The sequence below is a fragment of the Rhodococcus sp. NPDC078407 genome (assembly GCF_044542515.1).
Taxonomy (GTDB): Bacteria; Actinomycetota; Actinomycetes; order Mycobacteriales; family Mycobacteriaceae; genus Rhodococcoides.
The window spans coordinates 350,821-371,573 of record NZ_JBITUQ010000002.1 but is presented as its reverse complement, the minus strand read 5'-3'; the positions used below and the strand labels follow the sequence as shown (position 1 = coordinate 371,573).

23 protein-coding genes are annotated in these 20,753 nt (G+C 64.9%); 15 read left to right on the top strand and 8 right to left on the bottom strand.

Annotated features, from left to right (window positions below):
• The first annotated feature begins 69 nt into the window (after positions 1-69).
• The 3 genes from ACIGGF_RS04180 (at position 70) to ACIGGF_RS04170 (ending at position 1,414) form a co-directional block, all read left to right on the top strand.
• The gene (locus ACIGGF_RS04180; RefSeq protein ID WP_155288777.1) at positions 70-237 is read left to right on the top strand and encodes a hypothetical protein; all 168 of its coding nucleotides are present in this window, start codon (positions 70-72) and stop codon (positions 235-237) included.
• Between the two features lie 23 nt (positions 238-260).
• A complete protein-coding gene (locus ACIGGF_RS04175) occupies positions 261-599 on the top strand; it encodes a metal-sensitive transcriptional regulator (protein WP_032375786.1) in 339 nt (112 codons plus the stop codon).
• Between the two features lie 86 nt (positions 600-685).
• Positions 686-1,414, top strand: a complete 729-nt coding sequence (locus ACIGGF_RS04170) for a TVP38/TMEM64 family protein (protein WP_317810557.1) — start codon at positions 686-688, stop codon at positions 1,412-1,414.
• Between the two features lie 16 nt (positions 1,415-1,430).
• Here ACIGGF_RS04170 and ACIGGF_RS04165 read toward each other — a convergent pair whose 3' ends face one another.
• The gene (locus ACIGGF_RS04165; protein ID WP_176457804.1) at positions 1,431-1,934 is read right to left on the bottom strand and encodes a hypothetical protein; all 504 of its coding nucleotides are present in this window, start codon (positions 1,932-1,934) and stop codon (positions 1,431-1,433) included.
• Positions 1,935-2,335: 401 nt separating this feature from the next.
• On the opposite strand from ACIGGF_RS04165, the gene ACIGGF_RS04160 reads away from it, so the two are divergent.
• The 3 genes from ACIGGF_RS04160 (at position 2,336) to ACIGGF_RS04150 (ending at position 4,569) form a co-directional block, all read left to right on the top strand.
• Positions 2,336-3,283, top strand: a complete 948-nt coding sequence (locus ACIGGF_RS04160) for an NlpC/P60 family protein (protein WP_032375702.1) — start codon at positions 2,336-2,338, stop codon at positions 3,281-3,283.
• Positions 3,284-3,287: 4 nt separating this feature from the next.
• Positions 3,288-3,806 carry a DUF6153 family protein gene (locus ACIGGF_RS04155; protein WP_353852273.1) on the top strand — a complete coding sequence of 173 codons (519 nt, stop codon included), beginning with the start codon at positions 3,288-3,290 and terminating at the stop codon, positions 3,804-3,806.
• A 190-nt stretch (positions 3,807-3,996) separates the two neighbouring features.
• Positions 3,997-4,569, top strand: coding sequence for a DUF305 domain-containing protein (locus ACIGGF_RS04150; protein ID WP_306303528.1), 573 nt, complete (start codon positions 3,997-3,999; stop codon positions 4,567-4,569).
• Between the two features lie 316 nt (positions 4,570-4,885).
• Here ACIGGF_RS04150 and ACIGGF_RS04145 read toward each other — a convergent pair whose 3' ends face one another.
• The 3 genes from ACIGGF_RS04145 to ACIGGF_RS04135 are packed head-to-tail and all read right to left on the bottom strand — an operon-like array spanning position 4,886 to position 6,479.
• Entirely contained in the window at positions 4,886-5,707 is an 822-nt protein-coding gene (locus tag ACIGGF_RS04145) for a cytochrome c biogenesis CcdA family protein (protein WP_032375700.1), read from the bottom strand.
• A complete protein-coding gene (locus ACIGGF_RS04140; RefSeq protein WP_080736598.1) occupies positions 5,704-6,336 on the bottom strand; it encodes a TlpA disulfide reductase family protein in 633 nt (210 codons plus the stop codon). Before ACIGGF_RS04140 ends, ACIGGF_RS04145 begins: the two co-directional genes overlap by 4 nt.
• Positions 6,333-6,479, bottom strand: a complete 147-nt coding sequence (locus ACIGGF_RS04135) for a hypothetical protein (RefSeq protein WP_155288776.1) — start codon at positions 6,477-6,479, stop codon at positions 6,333-6,335. Before ACIGGF_RS04135 ends, ACIGGF_RS04140 begins: the two co-directional genes overlap by 4 nt.
• Positions 6,480-6,490: 11 nt before the next feature.
• Here ACIGGF_RS04135 and ACIGGF_RS04130 point away from each other — a divergent pair, with 11 nt between their 5' ends.
• Positions 6,491-6,622 (top strand): DUF3703 domain-containing protein, encoded by a 132-nt coding sequence (locus ACIGGF_RS04130; protein WP_080733457.1) that lies wholly within the window; start codon positions 6,491-6,493, stop codon positions 6,620-6,622.
• Between the two features lie 9 nt (positions 6,623-6,631).
• Here ACIGGF_RS04130 and ccsB read toward each other — a convergent pair whose 3' ends face one another.
• From ccsB to lnt, 3 genes are read right to left on the bottom strand one after another with little or no spacing between them, the layout of a single operon-like run.
• Positions 6,632-7,603, bottom strand: a complete 972-nt coding sequence (ccsB, locus tag ACIGGF_RS04125; protein ID WP_397520143.1) for a c-type cytochrome biogenesis protein CcsB — start codon at positions 7,601-7,603, stop codon at positions 6,632-6,634.
• 4 nt (positions 7,604-7,607) lie between these two features.
• On the bottom strand, positions 7,608-9,233 hold the full coding sequence (locus tag ACIGGF_RS04120) for a cytochrome c biogenesis protein ResB (protein ID WP_230074466.1): 1,626 nt from the start codon (positions 9,231-9,233) through the stop codon (positions 7,608-7,610).
• 27 nt (positions 9,234-9,260) lie between these two features.
• Positions 9,261-10,739 (bottom strand): apolipoprotein N-acyltransferase, encoded by a 1,479-nt coding sequence (gene lnt, locus ACIGGF_RS04115; protein ID WP_241260673.1) that lies wholly within the window; start codon positions 10,737-10,739, stop codon positions 9,261-9,263.
• 319 nt (positions 10,740-11,058) lie between these two features.
• On the opposite strand from lnt, the gene lspA reads away from it, so the two are divergent.
• Positions 11,059-11,574, top strand: a complete 516-nt coding sequence (lspA, locus tag ACIGGF_RS04110; RefSeq protein ID WP_052053813.1) for a signal peptidase II — start codon at positions 11,059-11,061, stop codon at positions 11,572-11,574.
• A gap of 205 nt (positions 11,575-11,779) precedes the next feature.
• Positions 11,780-12,193 (top strand): Rieske (2Fe-2S) protein, encoded by a 414-nt coding sequence (locus tag ACIGGF_RS04105; protein ID WP_057479439.1) that lies wholly within the window; start codon positions 11,780-11,782, stop codon positions 12,191-12,193.
• Positions 12,194-12,375: 182 nt separating this feature from the next.
• On the opposite strand, the gene ACIGGF_RS04100 is transcribed toward ACIGGF_RS04105, so the two are convergent.
• A complete protein-coding gene (locus ACIGGF_RS04100; RefSeq protein WP_032370892.1) occupies positions 12,376-13,299 on the bottom strand; it encodes a cation diffusion facilitator family transporter in 924 nt (307 codons plus the stop codon).
• A 238-nt stretch (positions 13,300-13,537) separates the two neighbouring features.
• On the opposite strand from ACIGGF_RS04100, the gene ACIGGF_RS04095 reads away from it, so the two are divergent.
• From ACIGGF_RS04095 to ACIGGF_RS04070, 6 genes are all read left to right on the top strand, one after another.
• On the top strand, positions 13,538-15,577 hold the full coding sequence (locus ACIGGF_RS04095) for a cytochrome c oxidase assembly protein (protein WP_094650928.1): 2,040 nt from the start codon (positions 13,538-13,540) through the stop codon (positions 15,575-15,577).
• Between the two features lie 495 nt (positions 15,578-16,072).
• Complete coding sequence (locus ACIGGF_RS04090) at positions 16,073-16,870, top strand: M23 family metallopeptidase (RefSeq protein ID WP_094651186.1); 798 nt, start codon at positions 16,073-16,075, stop codon at positions 16,868-16,870.
• 25 nt (positions 16,871-16,895) lie between these two features.
• Positions 16,896-17,249, top strand: coding sequence for a BlaI/MecI/CopY family transcriptional regulator (locus tag ACIGGF_RS04085; RefSeq protein WP_032382574.1), 354 nt, complete (start codon positions 16,896-16,898; stop codon positions 17,247-17,249).
• Positions 17,246-18,202 (top strand): M56 family metallopeptidase, encoded by a 957-nt coding sequence (locus ACIGGF_RS04080; RefSeq protein WP_094650929.1) that lies wholly within the window; start codon positions 17,246-17,248, stop codon positions 18,200-18,202. The genes ACIGGF_RS04085 and ACIGGF_RS04080 overlap by 4 nt, the downstream gene beginning before the upstream one ends.
• 84 nt (positions 18,203-18,286) lie before the next feature.
• Positions 18,287-20,059 carry a cytochrome c oxidase subunit I gene (gene ctaD / locus ACIGGF_RS04075; RefSeq protein ID WP_094650930.1) on the top strand — a complete coding sequence of 591 codons (1,773 nt, stop codon included), beginning with the start codon at positions 18,287-18,289 and terminating at the stop codon, positions 20,057-20,059.
• Between the two features lie 94 nt (positions 20,060-20,153).
• Positions 20,154-20,753 carry a copper resistance CopC family protein gene (locus ACIGGF_RS04070; RefSeq protein ID WP_037107040.1) on the top strand — a complete coding sequence of 200 codons (600 nt, stop codon included), beginning with the start codon at positions 20,154-20,156 and terminating at the stop codon, positions 20,751-20,753.

Sequence of the window (20,753 nt, the reverse complement as noted above, 5' to 3'; positions counted from 1 at the left end):
CGTGGCATGCAGGCGCGCCACCCCACCCCACCGCTACAACCCCGATGCAGCCTACGAAAGGAGAGGGCCATGTCCTTCGTGACAACGACCTTGGTGCAGATCACCCGGCACCCGGCGACCCGAGCGGTGGCCCGCTGCGCGGTGATGTGCGCTGCGGCGGCGGCCCAGCGACGACTCGACGGACCGACCCTCTCGCGCCATACCCCGGGCGGGCATAATCGAGGATGCTCGGCATGACACTCGGATTCCAGGAGGACACCATGGCCACTCCCGCGGCCGCGCAGGCACCCGCCGAGACCGACGGCCATGATCACGCCGCGCACGGCTACATCACCGAAAAGGACGCCTACCTCAAACGCCTCAAGCGCATCGAAGGCCAGGCCCGAGGACTGCAGCGCATGGTCGAGGAAGACAAGTACTGCATCGACATCCTCACCCAGGTCTCGGCGATGACCAAAGCCTTGCAGGCGGTGGCCATGGGCCTGCTCGAAGCTCACATCAGCCACTGCGTGGTCGACGCCGCCATCGCCGGCGGTCCCCAAGCCGACGCGAAGATCAAAGAGGCCACCGACGCGATCTCACGGCTCGTCCGCTCCTGAGCACCGGCAGTGCGAAGCCATTCCTCGCCGTCCACTCCCGCGTGCTTGTCGGAAACCTCGGCGAGGCGGCGCAGGCAGAGACCGTCATGACCGAAACCGTATCGGCGATTCTGCGCGATCGCCGAGTCCTCGCCACCGTGGCAGCGCTGGCAATACTGGCAGTGGCTGCCGCCCTCGTACCCCGCCCGTCGATCATTGTGGTGCGCGAGTGGGCGGAGTCGATGGGCCCGTCGTTCATGGTGGTGTTCTTTCTGACCCAGGCGGTGTTGACGATTGCCCCGGTACCGCGCACGGTGTTCACCCTCAGCGCCGGACTGTTGTTCGGTCCCGCCACCGGGGTCGCCGTCACGATCGCCGCCACAACTGTCAGCGCTGTGCTGGCGTTGCTGCTGGTGCGCGCGCTCGGGCGCACCGCGGTGCAGGAGCGGCTGACGAATCCTGCGGTCAAGTCCATCGATGCCCGGTTGGCTCGGCGGGGGTGGCTGGCCGTCGGGTCCTTGCGGCTCATTGCCCCGGCACCGTTCGCCCTGGTCAACTACTGCTCCGGACTCTCCGCGGTGCGCCTGCTGCCCTACACGACGGCCACTGTCGTGGGGATTCTGCCCGGTACGATCGCCGCGGTGCTGTTCGGGGACGCTTTGACCGGGCGAACGAATCCGGCATTGATAGTGGTGACGTCGGCCTGCGTGGCCGCCGGGGTGGCAGGATTGCTGGCCGACGCCCGCCTGCCGGTGTCGCAGGCACAGCCCAACACCGCAGATGGCGCATCGAGAAGCGGTCGCCTTCGTCGTCTGTTGCTGCCGGACCGCGGATAGGACGTGGCGAGAAATCCTACAATTTTGCTGCGCCTGCACCGCCAAAGCCAGCGGAGTTGCCGAACTCCTGACCTACGCGAGAAGTAGGGCACGCGCGTTCCCCGCGGATTCGCAGTCGAAGAGCCCACACCATCACCCCCACCGACATCACTCCGATTACGGGCTGCACGGGTGCCCATAGATCCAGAGCACCGCTCACCCCGACCGCCACCACTACCAGTTTGTTGCATATCGGACATCCGACTGCCAACAACGACAACGCATTCGCACTGACCCCTACACGGGAAGAAACCGACGACGCCAGCCCAGTGCTCACGTATGTCGCAAGAATGAGGCCACTGAGAACTGCGGTGGCAATCCACACCGGATAGTTCCACCACAACACCGGGGTCATTCGAACGTAGAACGCAGTGTGGATGATCCCGGTGGGGATCGCCACGACCAGCGCGGCCACCGTCGCGCCCAGTAACGCGGCCACCCAACGCCGCGCCGGCCAGTCACGCATCGTCACAGTCGTCATCCCTCTCCCGGTCAGCGGATACCACCCCACCATCTACTATGAATGATAGTAGTTTGCAGGTGCGGTGAGTCGGCGTCAATCGACGCCGACTCGCCGCCCATACGGCACAGGCGTCGAGCGTCGACGCGAGCCTCAGCCGACCGTGAGGAACCGTCTACGACTGCCGATACCCGACAATGGTGACCGGCGAGGCCGGACACAGTCCCATGCGGCTCTCGCCGCGCTCCGTTTCCTTCGCTGGTGACGCAGGGAACCCACACCGACCCCAGAGGATTTCTTCTGTGCATTCTTTTTCAGGCCCGACGCGGCGTGTCCGCGCTACCCTGATCGCCTCGATCATCGTTGTTGCCGCGGCATTTTCGGTAAATGCTCCAGCTTCGGCGGACCCTGCTGCACCCCCGGTGAACGCATCCGAAGCCGTACGACAACTCGCTGAACTCAATGCGACCGCCTTCACTCTCACCGAGAGCATGTACGCCGCGCAGGACACCCTCGATCGTCGCCGCGGCGAACTGAGTACCGCAGTTCAATTCGCCCACGAGACCTCGGCGGCGGCTCGGGAAGCCGAAGTGGCCGCATCTGCCAACCGTCGAGCACTGGCCACAGCTGTCGACGCCGCGTACAAAGGTGTACCGCAATCCCCTCTCGGGGCCGTTCTGGTCGCGGACAGCCCACAGCAACTACTCGATCAGATGGTGTTGTTGGACCGGATCCTCGCCGATCGAGCCGCTGCACTCGCCGACTCGACACAGATCGACGACGAAGCGCGAGACCAGCTCGAACAAGCCCGGCAAGCACAGGCGTCCGCTGCGGTAGCCGAGGCGGACGCCGCACGTACACAACGCGACCTCGAGCAACGCCAGACCGACCTGGCCGATCAGATCGCCAAAATCACCGACCAATTCGCCGCCCTCACCGATGCGGATCGAGCTGCCATCGTCAGCCCCGGCACCACGAATCCTTCCGAGCTACCCGCCGCCGTCTCGGCTGCGAGTGGAACATCAGCGGAGGCGATGCGCATCGCCCTCGACCAACTCGGCAAACCCTATTCCTGGGGAGCTACCGGGCCGGGGTCCTTCGATTGCTCCGGACTGATCTACTTCGCCTACAAACAACTGGGACTGACCGTTCCACGCGTGGCCGCAGACCAAGCACGAGCGGGCACACCTGTCTCCCGCGAATCAGTGCAACCGGGTGACTTCATCTCTCTCTACTCACCGATCGGACACATCGGGATCTACATCGGCGACGGGAAATACGTCAACGCCCCCACCGGCGGCGACGTCGTCAAAGTCGCGCCCGTTCCCTGGGATGAAGTGACCGCAATCAACCGGCCCATCGCCACCTGATTCGATGTCCACGGTCCGGACGCCGCGACTGCGAGGAGACCGGATGCCCGTGTGGCAGACCGGTAAGATCGAACCGGTGAGGACTTCAGCCACGGAACCTATGAACCAGAAGTGGCTCCTAGGTGCTGTTTGCGCTTCGATAGTGCTGTTCGGAGTCCTTCTCATGCATTCTGCGCCGATGTCGTTCGCAACGGCGACGAGTATCGGCGAACACTCGATGACCTCGACGGTGAGCGCTCCACCTGCCGTCGACGAGCATTCGGGAGCATCATCTGCGACAGCATCGGAGAGTGGTTCCGCAGCACACTGCGGGAACGGCTGTGGCGATCACAGCTCGGTCATGCATCTGTGTCTGGCTATCATCGGTGCTGTCGCGGCGTTGGCCGTCTTACGGGCAATCGTTGTGGGCTTCGCCGGTTCTCTCGTCCACGCTGCGCGGCTGTCGGCAGTTCGTCGTCGAACCGGGCACCCGCCGCCCTGGACCATTTTCACTCTCTCCGAATTGTCTGTGCTTCGGATCTGACAGGTGACTCACCGTTGTGTGAGACACAGATGTCGACGGGTCAGTGTGCCTGTCGATCCGAACCACCCCACCATAATTTCAGGAGTTTGTTATGCGTTCGAATCGATCTACCCGTTTCACGATCGCGATAACGGCGGCTTCCGCTGTCGCCGCCGCAGTTCTCGCTGGCTGCAGCAGTAACGACGGCGAAATGAACATGCCCGGCATGTCGAGCAGCGATACACCGGCCTCGTCGTCCTCCGAGAATTCCGCCGAAGCATCGGCCGAATTCAACGATGCCGATGTCACGTTCGTCGAAGGGATGTACCCCCACCATGCACAAGCGGTGGAGATGGCTTCACTTGTCGACGGCCGAACCGAGAATGCTCAGGTCATCGAGCTGGCCCAGGCCATCGAAGCAGCTCAAGCACCGGAGATGGAGCAGATGAATGCCCTGCTCACCGCATGGGGACAGCCCGCAGCGTCCGCCGACATGGGCGGAATGGACATGGGCGGAATGGACATGGGCGGTATGGACATGGGGAGCGGTGGCATGACCGGCATGATGAGCCAGGAAGACATGGACATGTTGTCGGCCGCTAACGGAGCGGAGTTCGACTCCATGTGGCTCACCATGATGATCGAGCACCACAAGGGGGCAATCGAGATGGCTCAGATCGAGTTGGCCGACGGCTCCAATGCTGATGCCAAGGAGCTTGCCTCCACAATCATCGATGCGCAGCAGAGCGAAATCTCCACAATGGAAAGTTTGCTCGCCCAGTAACTCTCAATTCTGGGAACTATCAACCGTAGGGCGGGGCTCGGCTAATACCGAGCCCCGCCCTTCGGTTTCGAAGGACCTGGCCCTTTTAGCTGCCACACCGATCAACACGGCCCCGGAAACATGCCCTCCCCTGCTGATGCACCCGCCTGCGGGGTCCTTGGGACACGCAGACCCGCGGTAGGGACAGGGGGCGGCTCTCGGATCGGGTCATCGCGGCCCGGCGGGGGCGCGCCGTCGACAGAGAGTGGGTTCGATACCACCGGCACTGGCAGTTGGGGAGGCGTGGTCTTGCACGTGCGGCTGCTCGGTTTCCTTCTCAGATGGGTAATACAACCGAACTGACGAATTCATTGCGTATCCAGGCAATGAACAGACCCCACACCCCCGTCAGCAGGGCGACACCGACGGCGATCATGATCACTCCGCCTGCCACTTTGATTCTCTGCGAGTTCCGCCGTAGCCAGCCGACACCGCGCATCGCCGAACTCGAGCCGAACGCGAGGACCACGAACGGTAGACCGAGTCCCAGACAGTAGGCGACGATGAGAGTGACGCCGCGCGCTGCGGTTGCGCCTTCAGTGCCAGCGGCAACGGACAACACCCCGGCGAGCGTGGGGCCAAGGCACGGCGTCCAGCCGAGCGCGAACACGCCACCGAGCAGCGGCGCTCCAGCAAGAGACGAGATGGTTTGCGGCGCGAATCGAGTGTCGCGTTGGAATGCGGGAATGAACCCGATGAACGTCAAGCCCATGATGATCGTGATGGCACCGCCGACCTGCTGAAGCACCTGTTCGTTGATGCGCAGGGTGCCGATGACCCCGAAAATCGAGGCGGTGGCGAGGACGAAGACGATGGTGAAGCCGGCGACGAACAACCCCGCTGCACCTGCCACGCGCCAGCGGCTTGCCAGCTTCGGCGGTGCTTCACCAGTCGAGGCGGCGGCGAGCGACGGCACGTCGGCACCTGCGATGCCCGCCAGGTACGACAGGTAGCCCGGCACCAGGGGCACCACGCACGGTGACGCGAACGAGACCAGCCCGGCGAGCATACATGCGGCGATCGCCAGTACCAGAGGTCCGCTCGATGCCAGATTTTGGAACGTCGAGCCAACGCCGCCTTGGGCAAGAAGAACAGTCATTCGTCTGCTATCCGTTCGACGACAGGGAGCAGGTCTTCGGCGAGGAGGGCACGCATGAACACTGCCGCCACCCGGTGCTCTCGATCGAGTACCAGCGTCGAGGGAATCACGCTGGTCGGGTAGTTCCCGCCGAGGGCGATCAGCGTCCGCATCGAGGGGTCGTAGATCGAGGCGTAGGAGACATTGTTGTCGACAACGAAGTCCTGCGCTTTGTCCTTCTGCGGATCTCGAACATTGATACCGAGGAACTGCACACCGCGCTCGCGGGTTGCTTCGTAGACCTCTTCGAGGTCGTCGGCTTCGCCGCGGCAGGGGCCGCACCACTGACCCCAGAGATTGATCACGACCACCTCGCCGTCATAGTCCGACAGAGCGGTGTTCTTACCTTCCTCCATCAGATCGGGTCCGGCGAGTTCACCGATGGTTCCGCGCGTTTCGGGGGGATCGTAGACGATGTCGGTTTGACCACCGGGTGCAACGAAATCGAAGCTACCTCCGGAGGGCACGGCGTCGGCGCCTGCGGAACATCCGGAGACCAGGAGTACAACGGCAAGGATGGATGCCGTTGCCGTGGCGGGCAGACTGCTCTGTTCGCGTGTGCGAGCCCCCGTAGGGCGGCCGAGTCTCATGAAGTCGACGCCTTTGCTGCAGTACGGATCTGCGCCGATGTCTCGAACATCGTGGGATCGGTGACGCGGTCGATGCCCCAGTCTTGGCCGGTGACGAAGCTCGGGGCACTGTGACTTCCCTCTCCGGAATGCACTACGGACACGAGGCAGTCAGTTGATTCGGATCGTGGTCGTGGCTCCTGGATCCTGGTCCGGTCGATACCCGGTCGGCAACACCGGCCGGGTCGACGCGGGATTGACGCGACCGGTGCCGCATGACCTCGCCGAAGCACAGGGCGGCGGCTAGCAGGCGACATCAGTTCAAACCCGCGTACGAATGCAGTCCGGAGACCACCATGTTGATGATGAACAGGTTGAACAGCATGGCCACGAATCCGGCGATGTTGATCCACGCGGCCCGGGTGTCACGCCACCCGCTGGTGGCCCGGGCGTGCAGGTACGCGGCGTAGATGATCCACGCGATGAATGAGACCGTCTCTTTCGGGTCCCAGCCCCAGAACCGACCCCACGCGGCCTCGGCCCAGATCGCGCCGAGGATGACACCGATTCCGAACAGGGGAAACGCGAAGATGGTGGTCTTGTACGCCAGCACGTCGAGCGAGTGCGCCGAGGGGAGACGAGCGACGATCCGGCCCACTCTGCTGTCGGGGACGGCGTTGTTGTTGGGATATCGGATCCGGATCAGGAACAATGTGCTGGCTGCACCGGAGATCAGGAACACCCCGCTGCCGAGCGAGACGATCGAGACGTGCACCGGCAGCCAGTACGACTGCAGTGCCGGTACCACCGGTGCTGCGTCGGCGTACAGCACGGTGCCGGCGACGAACAGGAGGATCAACGTCGGCACCAGGACGAACAACCACAGGGTGCGCAGTTGCTTGGAGCGCAGCACCACCAGTGCAGCCAGTACACCGGCCGCGCAGGTGACCGAGACGAATTCGTACATGTTGCCCCACGGCGGCCTGCTGGCGGCGATCCCGCGAAGAACGATCGACCCGACATGCAACGTCAGCGCCACCATCACCAGCCCGAGTCCGGTACGGCCCATGCGTTCGGACGGAACCCGCCGGGGTGCGTCGGGAATGCGTCCGGGCGTCGTCGATGTCACTGCGATCACCCGCGTGCGCAGTCGCTCCATATTGTGCAGCTCCGCGCTACGGGTCGACGCGAGCTGGCCGAGGAATGCGATTGCTGCGAGGAGATAGACCACGAAGGCGGTCTCGAAGCTGATGTCGCTCCAACGAGCGAGGGTGTCGTCGATCGGCATGGTGCTACACCGTTTCTCTGTCGTGGGTCTCGGAGTCGCTCGGGGTTGTCTGCGGCCAGATCTGTGACCGGAGGGTCTGGAATTCGGGTCCCCAGCCGGCGTGATCGGTGCGAGCCAGGCCGCCCATGTCCACTCGCGAGAGTCCGTGTTCGCCAAGGTGGGCCCGGAACCAGACGCGCCGGCGTGTGATGACCAGGGACACCAGCAGTCCGGTCATCATCGTGACCGCGAACACGAGGACCCACCGCTGCGCGGGGTCGTATCCGACCTGGAGATTCGCGAATTCCTTGGCACCGTCGAACCGGACGAGGGTGCCGTCGGAGAGGGTTGTCGATTCTCCGGGCCGCAGGTTGACCCGGTCCTGCTTGACCAGCCGGCCCTGGTTGATCATCTCCTGGTCCAGGGAGAAGATCGACTGCGGGATGCCGGTGTCGAGACCGGTGTCGCCCTTGTAGATGTCCACTGCCACAGCGGGATCGACCAATTCCGGGAAGCGGGAGGAGAGCAGATTTCCGTTGAATTGCGCGGTGGGCGCGAAGAGTCCTTCGATGGCGATCTGGCCTCGGCGGCGTTCGTCGGCGGTGGCGTAGGTCCCCCCGGGTGGGTCGAATCGCAGCGCGCCGCTGCTGAGGAACGTGGTGGCGTCGTCGGGGCGGAACTGCAGGGCTTCGGTGCGGGTCTGGCCGTCGGGGAAGGTGACGGTGAATTCGGGGGCGTAGCCGTGTCCGGTGAGGTATATGCGTTCGTCGCCGAGCCGGAGGGGTTCGTTGACTTTGAGTTGATAGTCGCGCCAGGTGTCGGCGGCGATGTCGTCGGCGCTCTGGTAGGAGATGTTCGAGGTGAACATCTCGGCCTGACCGTTCTCGAGGTAGTCGGCGGTGAAGTCCTTGACCCGGATACAGAACGGCTCGAGTCCGGTGCCGTCGGTGCTGTTGCCGGCGCGGAAGGAGTCGTAGACGGCGGGAGAGGTGTTGCAGAAACCGGGTCCGTTGTCGGCGATGACGATGACCGAGCCTTCGTAGCCGAACAGTTTGCCGATGGCGATAGCGGCGAGCAGGCCGATCAGCGAGAAGTGGAAGAGCAAGTTCCCGGCTTCGCGGGTGTAGCCCTTCTCGGCCGAGAGAGTCAGTGCGCCATCGGGCTCGGGTCGAACGACGGTGCGCCACCCTTTCAAGTGCGGCGCGATGTCGGCGATCACCTTCTCGGGGTCGCCGGCGAGGGTGCCCGAATGATGCAACGGTAGTCGGGTGAGGTTTCGAGGCACTCGAACAGGTTGTGCGCGAAGAGCTTTGCCGTGCTCGATCAACCGGGGAGTCAGACAGCCGATCAGGGACACGAACAGCAGGACGTAGATCGCGGTGAACCAGGAACTTGCGAACACGTCGAACAGTTCCAGCGTGTCCATCACCGGCCCGAGAGCCGGGCGCGCGGCGATGTAGGCATCGACGGCCTGGGTATTGAGATTGCGCTGCGGCAGCAAAGCGCCGGGGATTGCTGCGGCGGCGAGGAGGAACAGCAGCACCAGCGCTGTACGCATCGACGTCAGTTGTCGCCACCGGTTGCGCAGCATCGCCACTGTTCTGCGCACCAGTCCCGGCGAGTGGGCACGGGGGTGTTCGTCGATCGTCATCTCCGCACGCCCTTCACCGACCACCATCTAAATACTACGCGACATAGTAGTTTGGGGGTTCGGTGTGGTGGAGCGTGGTCGGCGCAGCAGCGAGAACGCCAGTGCCGCAACAACGCCGGTGGCGGCAATCCATTCCGGAACGCTGCCGGTGATCGTCGCCGGGGTGAGCGTGGTACTCAGCGAGACCTCGGTGACGACAGCTGCGGGGGTGAACAGCTCCGTGCGCTCGACGACCTCCCCGCGTGCATCGATGACGGCGCTGACTCCGCTGGTGGCCGAAACGACGACGCTGCGCCCGTGTTCGACCGCTCGTACCCGCGACATGGCGAGTTGTTGATAGGTCATGTTCGTCCGACCGAAGGTGGCGTTGTTGGTGGGCACTGCGATCAGCTGGGCACCGGCGCGAACGGAGTCGGTGAGCAACGAGTCGAAGGCGACCTCGTAGCAGGTGGCCACCGCCACGGGCACTCCGGCGACGTCGACGACACCGTCACCCTGACCCGGAACGAAGCGTCCTGCTTGGGCGGCGTAGGGAGAGAGTGCGGTGACGATCGTGCGGAGCGGCAGGTACTCCCCGAACGGCACCAGTTGCCGCTTGTCGTGCATCTGTCCGGGCCCGGTGGCGGGATCCCACACGATCGAGGTGTTGCTCGTGGTGCCGTCGCCCTGGCGTAGTACTGTGCCGACGAGAATGGGCACACCGACGGCGCGGGCTGCGGCGTCGATTCGTGCGGCGGCATCGGGGTTGCGCAGGGGATCGATGTCGGAGGAGTTCTCCGGCCAGATGACCAGATCGGGTGCGCGTACGCGGCCGGAGTCGATGTCGTCGGCGAGCTCGATGGTGCGCTGAACGTGGTTGTCGAGCACTGCTCGTCGTTGGGCGTTGAAGTCGAGACCGAGCCGCGGCACGTTGCCTTGCACCAAGGCGACGGTGACCCTGTCCTGCGGCGGCGGAGCGAACAGTGGGGCCACCACCGTGAGCGCCCCTACAGCAGTGGCCGCACCGATGCACGACGCTGCTGCAGTTCTGCGGGTGATGCGATCGGAAGCGATGGCACCGGCCAGAGCGGACCCGATCAGCACCACGACGAACGACAACCCCGGCGCGCCGATCAACGCAGCCAGAGGCAGCAGCGGACCGTCGGATTGACCGAATGCGATGCGGCCCCAGGGGAATCCGCCGAACGGGATCCGAGATCGTGCCGCTTCAATCGCCACCCAGGCGCTCGCCACCCAGACCGGCCCCCACGGCAGTCGCGACATCCGATCCGCCACTGCGCCGAACATCGCCACGAAGAGGGCTTGAACGACAGCCAGCGCCAGCCACGGCACCGATCCGACATACTCCCCCACCCACGGCAGCAGAGGCACGAAGAACGCCGAGCCGGCAACGAAGCCGTAGCCGGCCCCCGCACGCGCCCCTCGCCCGCACACAGCCAACAGCAGCATTGCAATTGCTACCGGAGCGAGAAACCACAGATCTAGGGGCGGGAACGTGGCGTACATCGCCAGCCCCGAAGTTGCCGCTGCGGTCAGACGTGCCCAGGTTCGGGGCCCTTCACCTCGACTTGTCCGATACAGCCGCCACACTCGACCTCGGTCGACGCAGGACGGTCCGGGCCCGGGTTCGGCATCGGGCATCGCCCTCATGACGAGGGTGCCGCCGCCCTCACGGCGACACGACGCATCGGGTGGCGGAGAAATCGACGGTATTCATCAACTACTATGGTGCATAGTATTTCAAGTGTTGGCAAATCCGGGGTCACCTGCACCGTCTGCGGTGCACCCGGACGTACGCACGGTGTACACCCGAGAACGAGGACCAGTGACCCGCTCCCCCATCGCCACCGCTCGGCTCCGCGCCGCCGCAACCGCCCTTGTCCTGGCTCTGGTCGCTGCCGCTCTACTGGTCGACTACTGGGCGCAGGCGGCGTTGCCCGGCTCGACGATTCCGCTGCGGATACTCGAGCTGCGACTGGCCTTCAATCGCGGAATGGCGTTCAGCCTGGGTGATTCTCTGCCCGTGTGGGTCGTCGTCGCCGTGACGGCGTCGATCACCACCGGGTTGGCGATCTACGGGTGGCGTACCGCGCCTCACGCGGGTCCGGTCACCACGGCAGCGCTGTCGTTGGTCCTCGCCGGTGCACTCTCGAATGTCCTCGACCGGCTCCTCGACGGCGCGGTCACCGATTACTTTCACACCGGTTGGTGGCCGACATTCAACCTCGCCGACATCTACATCACCTGCGGGGTGGTGCTGATGATCGGGGCGGCACTGTTCACGCGAGAGGCCACAAAGATTACCCCTCGGCCCGCAGTGCCCGACAGCGCCGAATCGTGAACTTGCATGAGATACCTCGGTGCTCGAATCGAATGCCCTGCAGTGCAGACACATTCGCGACAGGACAATCATGCTGATTCGCTCGAACAGTGAGAGTGATCGACACCGGAACGGCTCGAAACATATTCGACCACAACCACCGACAAGCGATCGTCGCCTCTCGCTCACCGAGGCGCACCGAGGCGCACCGAGGGGAACCTGCTGCATGAGCGACAACATCCCGGCGCTACCGCGCCGTATTTTTCTCGCTACGAGCTGCGCTACAGCGTGCCTGGCTGCCGCCGGATGCAGCGTCGGCGAAGCCCCGTCCGGTGAGGACACCGCTTCCGACGGTCCCATCACCTTGTCGGTGAACGATGTTCCTGTCGGCGGTGGAATCGTGCTCGCCGACCGGCAGGTCGTCGTCACCCAACCGGAACCCGGTACCTTCCGGGCCTTCTCGGCTATCTGTTCTCACCAAGGGTGCACAGTGAACCGAGTCCGCAACGGCACGATCGAGTGCCCCTGCCACAACAGTGCCTTCTCGATCACCGACGGGGTGGTCGTGCGCAGCCCCGCTACCGAGCCACTGCCGAACCGCGCCGTGACCAGAACCGTAGATACCCTCACAGTCGACTGATCCATCACCGGGCGGCCGAACATGCGAGGTGGACGGGTTCGGGGTGAACGGTGTCGACCGGGCCGATGTGCGGCAATCGAGGACCCACTCTGTGCCCCCACCCGACTGGTGCCGGTTCCGGTACATCGCTGCCGTGTCGACGACAGCACGGCGTGCCGATCTCGCACCGGGTCGAGACCTGCCTACCAATTGACCTCTCGGCAACGGCCTTCGCCTTCCTGGGGTTCGACCTGCACAGTGGCGTGCTCGAGACCGAACTCGTCGCGGAGAACCTGCTGCGCTGCAGCGAGCACCCGGGGTGTCTCGGCCTCCGGGGCGACCGTCAGATGCGCCGAAGCGACCTCCATCCCCGACGTCAGTGTCCAGATGTGCAGATCGTGTACCTCTTCGACATCGTCGACACCGGTCAGGGCCTTTTCCACGGCGGCGACATCGATGCCCGACGGAGCGTGTTGCAGCAGAATTCGTACGGCATGACGCCCCAGAGTGAATGCACGCGGCAAAACGAACAACCCGATGGCGACCGCGATGACCGGGTCGGCGTACCGCCACCCGAACACGACGGTGACCAGTCCGCTGACGAGCACTCCGATCGAGCCGAGCATGTCCGCCATCACCTCCAGATACGCACCCCGAACATTGAGGCTCTCTTTCGCACCACTACGCAGAAGGAGGAACGCGATGAGGTTCATGGCCAGACCGAGCAGTGCCACCAACATGACCGGAATCCCGGGCACCTCCGGTGGGTTCGTGATGCGTTGCGCGGCTTCGTAGAGAATCCACCCAGCGACACCGAAGAGCAGCACTGCATTGAACAGAGCCGCGAACACTTCGGCTCGATACAGTCCGAACGTGCGGCCGGTCTTGCGAGACTGCCGCTGTGCGAGTGTGATTGCCACGATCGCCATCAAGACCCCGAACACGTCGGTGAACACGTGCGCGGAATCGGACAACAACGCCAGCGACGAGGTGGACAGACCCACTACCACCTGCGTCACCAACGTAACCGCCCCGAGACCGACAGCGATCCACAGTCGCCCGAGGTGCTTACCGGATGCGCTCGCCGGCGATCCCGGCTCTATCCCGTGGCCATGTCCGTGTCCCATCGTGGGTACCCCTTCTCGGCGTGGTTCGATAGCAGGAACACAACATATTGCGATATGCGCATATATGCAAGTGTCGTGTTCGCTGGAAGCTGCTGCCCGCGCGGCCGCACTGCGTCGGCGCAGAACTATGATTCGTAGTAGTTCGATCTCGGTTGCGCGACTTGGTGGCGCAGCCGTGCCGATATTGCCGGCCGACAGTTTTCCCGCCACACATCATCCACGTAAGGGGTGCCGCGTCATGGCCACCGACGACATGGCCACCGAAGCCGCACTCTCGACCCGCGGTCCGGTGAATCGACGCTCCGGTTCGCAGGTGATGCTGCTGTGGGCCGCGATCGCGGCAGTGGTGGCCGCTGTGCTCGCGGCGTTGTCGACGTCGCAGGCGCTGATTCTGCTCGGGCTTCCCGATCCGGGACCGATCACGACCTACGGTATTCCGGCGCTGACCGCGCTCGGAGAGGTAGCCGCGGTCGTGGCGGTGGGGTCGTTGCTTCTCGCAGCGTTCCTCGTTCCTCCCCAAATGTCGGGTGTGCTCGCCATCGACGGGTACATCGCCGTCCGCACCGCGGCGAAGGCCTCCGCAGTGTGGGCGGTGTGCGCGGCGGCGTTGGTGCCGCTGACGCTCTCGGACGCGTCGGGTCAACCTGTCGGATCCGTTGCGGCGCAACCGGTGCAGTTCCTCGGTGCGATCGGCGATGTCGAGGCCTCCACTGCATGGGCCATCACCTCTGCGGTCGCGGCGATCACCGCCGCAGCATGCGCGGCGGTGTTGCGGCATCGGTGGACCCCCGCCTTGTTCGCCCTGTCGATGCTCGCGTTGATCCCGCGCGCGGTCACCGGCCACTCCTCGACCGGCGGCAATCACGACATCGCGACGAACTCGTTGATTCTGCACATCCTCGCTGCCGCTCTGTGGGTGGGCGGACTCCTCGCACTTCTCGCTCATGCGCTGCGCGGGGGTGGACACCTTGCCGTCGCGACCCGCCGCTATTCGACGCTCGCTCTGGTTGCGTTCGTGATCATGGCGGTCTCCGGAGTGGTCAACGCTGCCGTGCGTGTACCCGTGACGTCGCTGTGGGATTCGACGTACGGCGCTCTGATACTGGCGAAGATCGCAGCCCTGGCGATCGTGGGGACCCTCGGGTGGATACAGCGACGACGAACGGTCGGCGCTCTGGCTCACAATCCCGAGAACCGCAGATCCCTGATCACGTTGTCGATGATCGAGACCCTCGTTCTCGTCACCACAGTGGGCCTGGCGGTTGCACTCGGTCGCACTCCCCCGCCCCCGCCGCAGGACGCCTCGCTACCTCAGGCGCACGAAGAGGCCTTGGGCTACGTGTTGGACGGCCCGCCCACCGCTGCGCGGTTGGCGTTCGAGTGGCGTTTCGACCTGGTGTTCGGCTCCGCTGCGGTGATCGCGGCCGTCCTGTACCTGGTGGCCGTGCGGCGCCGCCGGCGGGTAGGCCTGCCATGGCAGAGGCGGTGGACAGCGAGCTGGTTGATGGGCACTGCGGTGCTGCTCGTGGCGACCTCGTCCGGGGTCGGGCTCTACAGCCCGGCGATGTTCAGCGTGCACATGGCGGGACTGACCGCGGTCGCCATCGCCGTGCCGTTGCTGTTGGTCCTCGGCCGACCGGCCACCTTGTTCGCCTCGGTCCTGCCGACCGCGCCGGCAGCCGACGCACCGGGCTCGCGCGAATGGCTCCGGGCTGCATGGCACAGCCGAGCAGCCCGGATCGCGATCCACCCGTGGGTCAGCACCACGGTGTTCCTGAGCAGCTTCTACCTGATCTACCCCGGCGGAGTGTTCGACACCGTCGCCGACTCGCATGTGGCACACATGGTGATGAAGGGCTGGTTCCTGACCGTCGGGATGGTGATGTTCTGGGGCACGGTCGGCGAAGACCCGGTACCGAGACCGATCGCGGGACTGACGAAGTTGCTCGCGAGTATCACCGCGTTGGCCGGGTTCGCATTCTTCCTCGTCGTGACGATCGATCTCGAGACCGCGCTCGGAGCGAGCTTCTACAGCGGACTGCGTCTGGATTGGAACGCAGACCTGCTGGCCGACCAGCGGCGCGGCGGCACTCTTGCGTGGGGCATCGGCGAGTTGCCGTTGCTCGCTGCCGCGGTTCTCGCCGCGGTCCGGTGGTCGGCGGCCGACGAGAGCGCGGCACGGCAACGAGATCGCCGAATCGACGATCAAGGTGATACCGAACTCGAGGCGTACAACACCATGCTCGGTGGCCTGTCCTCTCGGCGCGATCACCCCTGATACCCGAAGAATCCGTTCTCGGTCAGGGACGCCGTAGCCCGCGGGATGTCCTCCGAGGACCGTGACCAGCGGTATGGGCGAATCCGGGTCGAGTGGGATGGAAAAACTATGCTCGATAGTAGTAACCTGTGGCCTGACCGTCACCATTTCGTTATCTCGAGCGAGGCCTCGGCCTCGTAGCCACCAAGGATTGTGATCTTGGCCCGACACCGCACACCCGATCCGATCGACGACGACTGCGCAGCGCCGGCGCGCGGCGGCGTGATCTCGATGCCCGTCGGCACCAGGCCGACGGCGCTCACCGATCGCCCCCGTCATCGACGGGCCGAGTTCGCACCCTCACGTTTTGTGACCGAGTCGCCCGCCGATGCCGGGTACTCCGACACTCTGCCGGAGGACGAGCACACGCCCTCGGCGCTGACGCCCGCACCGGATGGAACCGTTCACGCGGTCAGCGACGCCTGGGACACCGCGGCCGCGGACACTACCGCGTCGATGTGGGCGGCGCACGTGGCCGGTCCGGACGAGACGACACACGGCGAGGTCGACCGCGGCGTAGTCCAGCCCGTGTCGCGAAGTGCTCGCCGCGGACTTCATCGCCGCCGGGTGCCGAAGCCGGGTGGCCGCGCCATCGCTGCGTCGGTCGCGGTCGGTGCCTTTCTTTCCGCGGCAGCGACGGCTCCGAACACCGGGTCGCAGGACAGTGTGGCGCTCAGCGCCGCGAGTATCGATCGACCTCCCGCCGGCGTCCTGCCGCCGAGCCCGGTCGTTGCCTCACCCCCGCAGGTGTTGCAGTTGCCCGATCTCGATGTCGGCCGACTCGCGCAGCGCATGACCGAGCAACTCGCCGAGGGGGGAGTTCGGGCGGCGGAGCGCGCTGCACGCGATGCCGAGGCGCGCCGCCCGCTCTCGGTGGTGCCGGTGTCTGGCACATTGACCTCCGGTTCTGGGCCACGTTGGGGGACAACGCATTACGGACTCGACATCGCCAACACGATCGGGACGCCGATCGTATCGGTGACCGACGGCGAGGTCATCGAATCAGGGCCGGCGCAAGGGTTCGGCCTGTGGGTGCGAATTCGTCAGGACGACGGCACGATCGGGGTGTACGGGCACATAGACCAGGCGCTCGTCACCGCCGGTCAACGTGTGAAAGCCGGCGAGCTCATTGCTACGGTAGGCAACCGAGGCCAATCCACCGGACCCCACCTGCATTACGAAGTGTGGCAACCCGACGGTGCCAAGTCCGACCCGACGGCGTGGCTGTCGGCACGCGGAGTCGATATCAGCTGACACGACAAGGAAAGAAGAACTGGCGATGAAAAGGCTCGGTGATCTCGAAGCGGAGGTGATGAACGTGCTCTGGGAATGCGATCGACCGCAGTCGGTCCACGACCTGCGTGAACTCATGGCCGACAGAAACCCCGCCTACACCACGATCCTGACCGTCGTGACCCATCTCCACGAGAAGGGGTGGGTCGAGCGGACCAAGCAGTCACGCGCGTACCTGTACTCCCCGGTGCAGTCGCGCGCGGAGGCCACCTCGCAAGCTCTGCGCGAAATCCTCGACACCAGCACCGACTCGGCCGCCGTCCTGATGCATTTCGCGAAAACCGTCACCGACGACGAGCTCGACGCTCTGCGGGGGAACCTGCCGGACGTGAACCGGTGATCGTCGCGCTGGTGTTGCTCCTCGCGGCGATCATCGCGGCCGTCGCCCTGCCGCGGCCGCTGACCTCTCTCACCCGCACCGTGAGCCCCACTCTCGCCTTGACCGCATGGATCGGCAGCATCGCCGGGGTGCTGTTTCTCGTGGGATCCGCGGTGACCGTGTTGCTCTGGCCCGGCCATGCGCCCGCCGAGGGCATGGTCGAACTCGCCGTCCGCTGTCTGGGCTCACTGCAACACGCGGCCCAGCCGTGGATCGGCGAAGCGGTCGCCGGAGCATCGGTCGTCCTCGCGGCGTCGGCGTCGGCGCGCGTCCTGCGCTCGACTCGCCGTCAACTTCGAGCCCGGTCCAAAGTCCGCGACTATCACCGCGATGTCATCGCCGTCGTCGCTCGCACGGACCCCGGACCAGAACCGATCATGTGGCTCGACCACCCGCTCCCGCTGGCCTACAGCATCGACGGTCGCCCCGGCTACGTCGTGGCCACCGAAGGCCTGCTCGCCCATCTCGATCCCGATCAACAGCGAGCTGTGATCGCACACGAACGAGCCCACCTGCGCGGGCGCCACCACCGCATCGTCAACATCTGCGAGATCCTGGCAGCGGCGTTCCCTCGCGTTCCCCTGTTCGCCGCAGCACCTGCAGCGGTGCGGGTTCTGGTCGAGGTCGCCGCGGACCGGTCCGCGGCCGCGGTCACCAGCGCCGACACTGTACGTTCGGCACTGTCGACGGTCTCGCAGGCGCATTCTGCACGTCCACTGTGGGCACTGGGCCTGATCGGCGAATCGACCACCGAACGACTCCGCCACCTCGATACGAGCGCGCAGATGCCGACCCGGACAGTGCCCGGCGCATACGCTGCCGCCGCCGTACTGCCGCTCGTGGTGCCGGCCGCCATGGCAATCCTCACCCTCAGTGCGATCTCCGCCGCAGCGTGTGCGGCCGTACTGACCTGACCCACCCAAATACTATGCAGCATAGTATTTGAGTTAGGCTGTCGGACGCGTCCTGTAATTCGCGTGCGATTCGAAGGTGGTTCCATGACGGCGCTGACATCTCCTCCGGCTGCGCCGGCGGTTCGCCCCTATCCACCCCGCGGGGCCCGCAAGGGGTCGTTCCTGCACACGATGGTCACCACCACCGATCCGAAGGTCATCGGACTGATGTACCTGGTGACCTCGTTCGGATTCTTCCTCGTCGGCGGCCTCATGGCCTTGATCATGCGCTCCGAACTTGCCGTTCCGGGAATGCAGTTCCTCTCCAACGAGCAGTACAACCAGCTCTTCACCATGCACGGCACGATCATGCTGCTGCTCTACGCCACCCCGATCGTCTTCGGCTTCGGCAACTACATCCTGCCGCTGCAGATCGGCGCACCCGATGTCGCCTTCCCCCGGCTCAATGCCTTCTCCTACTGGCTCTATCTGTTCGGCGCACTGGTCACCACCGCCGGGTTCATCAGCCCCGGCGGTGCCGCCGACTTCGGCTGGACCGCATACACCCCGTTGAGCAGCGCCGTCTACTCCCCCGGTATCGGATCCGACCTGTGGATCGTGGGCCTGCTCATCGCAGGCCTGGGCACCATCCTGGGCGGGGTCAACATGGTCACCACCGTGGTGTGCCTGCGCGCACCGGGAATGACGATGTTCCGCATGCCGATCTTCACCTGGAACATCCTGGTGACCTCGATCCTGATCTTGCTGGCGTTCCCACTGCTGACCGCAGCGCTGATGGGCCTGCTCGCCGACCGGAAACTCGGCACCCACATCTTCGATCCCGCCAACGGCGGGGCGTTGCTCTGGCAGCACCTGTTCTGGTTCTTCGGTCACCCCGAGGTCTACATCATCGCGCTACCGTTCTTCGGAATCGTCTCGGAGATCTTCCCGGTCTTCTCCCGCAAACCCATCTTCGGGTACAAAGGTCTGATCTACGCCACCGTCGGCATCGCAGCCCTGTCCATCGCGGTGTGGGCGCACCACATGTATGCCACCGGCGCCGTGCTGCTGCCGTTCTTCTCGTTCATGACCTTCCTCATCGCTGTGCCGACCGGGGTGAAGATCTTCAACTGGATCGGCACCATGTGGCGCGGCCAGGTCACCCTCGAATCCCCCATGCTCTTCTCCATCGGATTCCTCGTCACGTTCGTCTTCGGCGGGCTGTCCGGAGTGCTCCTGGCGAGCCCGCCCATCGATTTCAACGTCACCGACACCTACTTCGTCGTCGCGCACTTCCACTACGTCGTGTTCGGAACGGTCGTCTTCGCGACCTATGCGGGGATCTACTTCTGGTTTCCGAAGATGACCGGCCGCATGCTCGACGAACGACTGGGCAAGTGGCACTTCTGGATGACGTTCCTCGGATTCCACGCCACCTTCCTCGTCCAGCACTGGCTCGGAGCGCAAGGAATGCCGCGCCGGTACGCCGACTATCTTCCGTCCGACGGGTTCACCACCCTCAACCAGGTCTCGACCGTGGGATCGTTCGTTCTCGGAGCCTCGACGCTGCCGTTCATCTGGAACGTCTTCAAGAGCTACCGCTACGGCGAAGTGGTCACTGTCGACGACCCGTGGGGGTTCGGTAACTCCCTCGAGTGGGCGACCAGTTGCCCACCGCCGCGGCACAACTTCACCGAGATGCCCCGAATCCGCTCCGAGCGGCCGGCGTTCGAGCTTCACTATCCGCACATGGTCGAACGCATCCGCGCCGAGCAGCACGTCGGTGGCCCGCACTCGGATTCGATCGCGCCCTCGGAAGTGATCACCGAAGCCATCGCCGGCCATGAACGATCCGATCCTCCGGACCCGGTGAAATAACCATCGCCGCAGAAGTGACCCACCGCTAAACCGCCCTCCCTACTACTATGACCCGTAGTTGTTGGGTCGGGCTCGATACAGAGGAGTACCCCACGTGAAACGTCTGATGCTGATTGCCGTGATGATCTGCGGGACAGCATTGTTCGCTGCGGCGCCGGCGTCGGCGCACAGCGAACTGGTCAGCTCCGACCCGCCCGCCGATGCCACACTCGACTTCGCGCCGATCGGTGTCGGTCTGGTGTTCAACCAGGACATCAACGAATCGTTCGCGACCATCAGCGTCGTGGGTCCTGGCGACACTCAGTGGGCACAGGGAACGGCCACGGTCGAGGGCCCCGACGTATCGGTCCTGCTCGAGGACGGACTCCCCAACGGGGAGTACACCGTCGGCTACCGGGTCACCTCCGCGGACGGGCACCCGATCACCGGATCGTACGGTTTCTCCGTCGACGTTGCGGCGACCGCCACCCCTCAGGACGCCGCTGCACAGCAGTCGCAGAGCGGTGCGACCTCGACCTCGCCGACTCCTGCTACCACGGCAACGCAGCCCTACGATCCCAACAATCCGTCCGCCAGCGAAGACCGGCCACCGAAACAGAACACCATGATGCTGCTCTCGATCGTGGGCCTGGCTGTGCTCGGTCTCGGTGCCATCGCCCTGACCCTGGTGATCCGAGGCAAGAACAAGCAATGA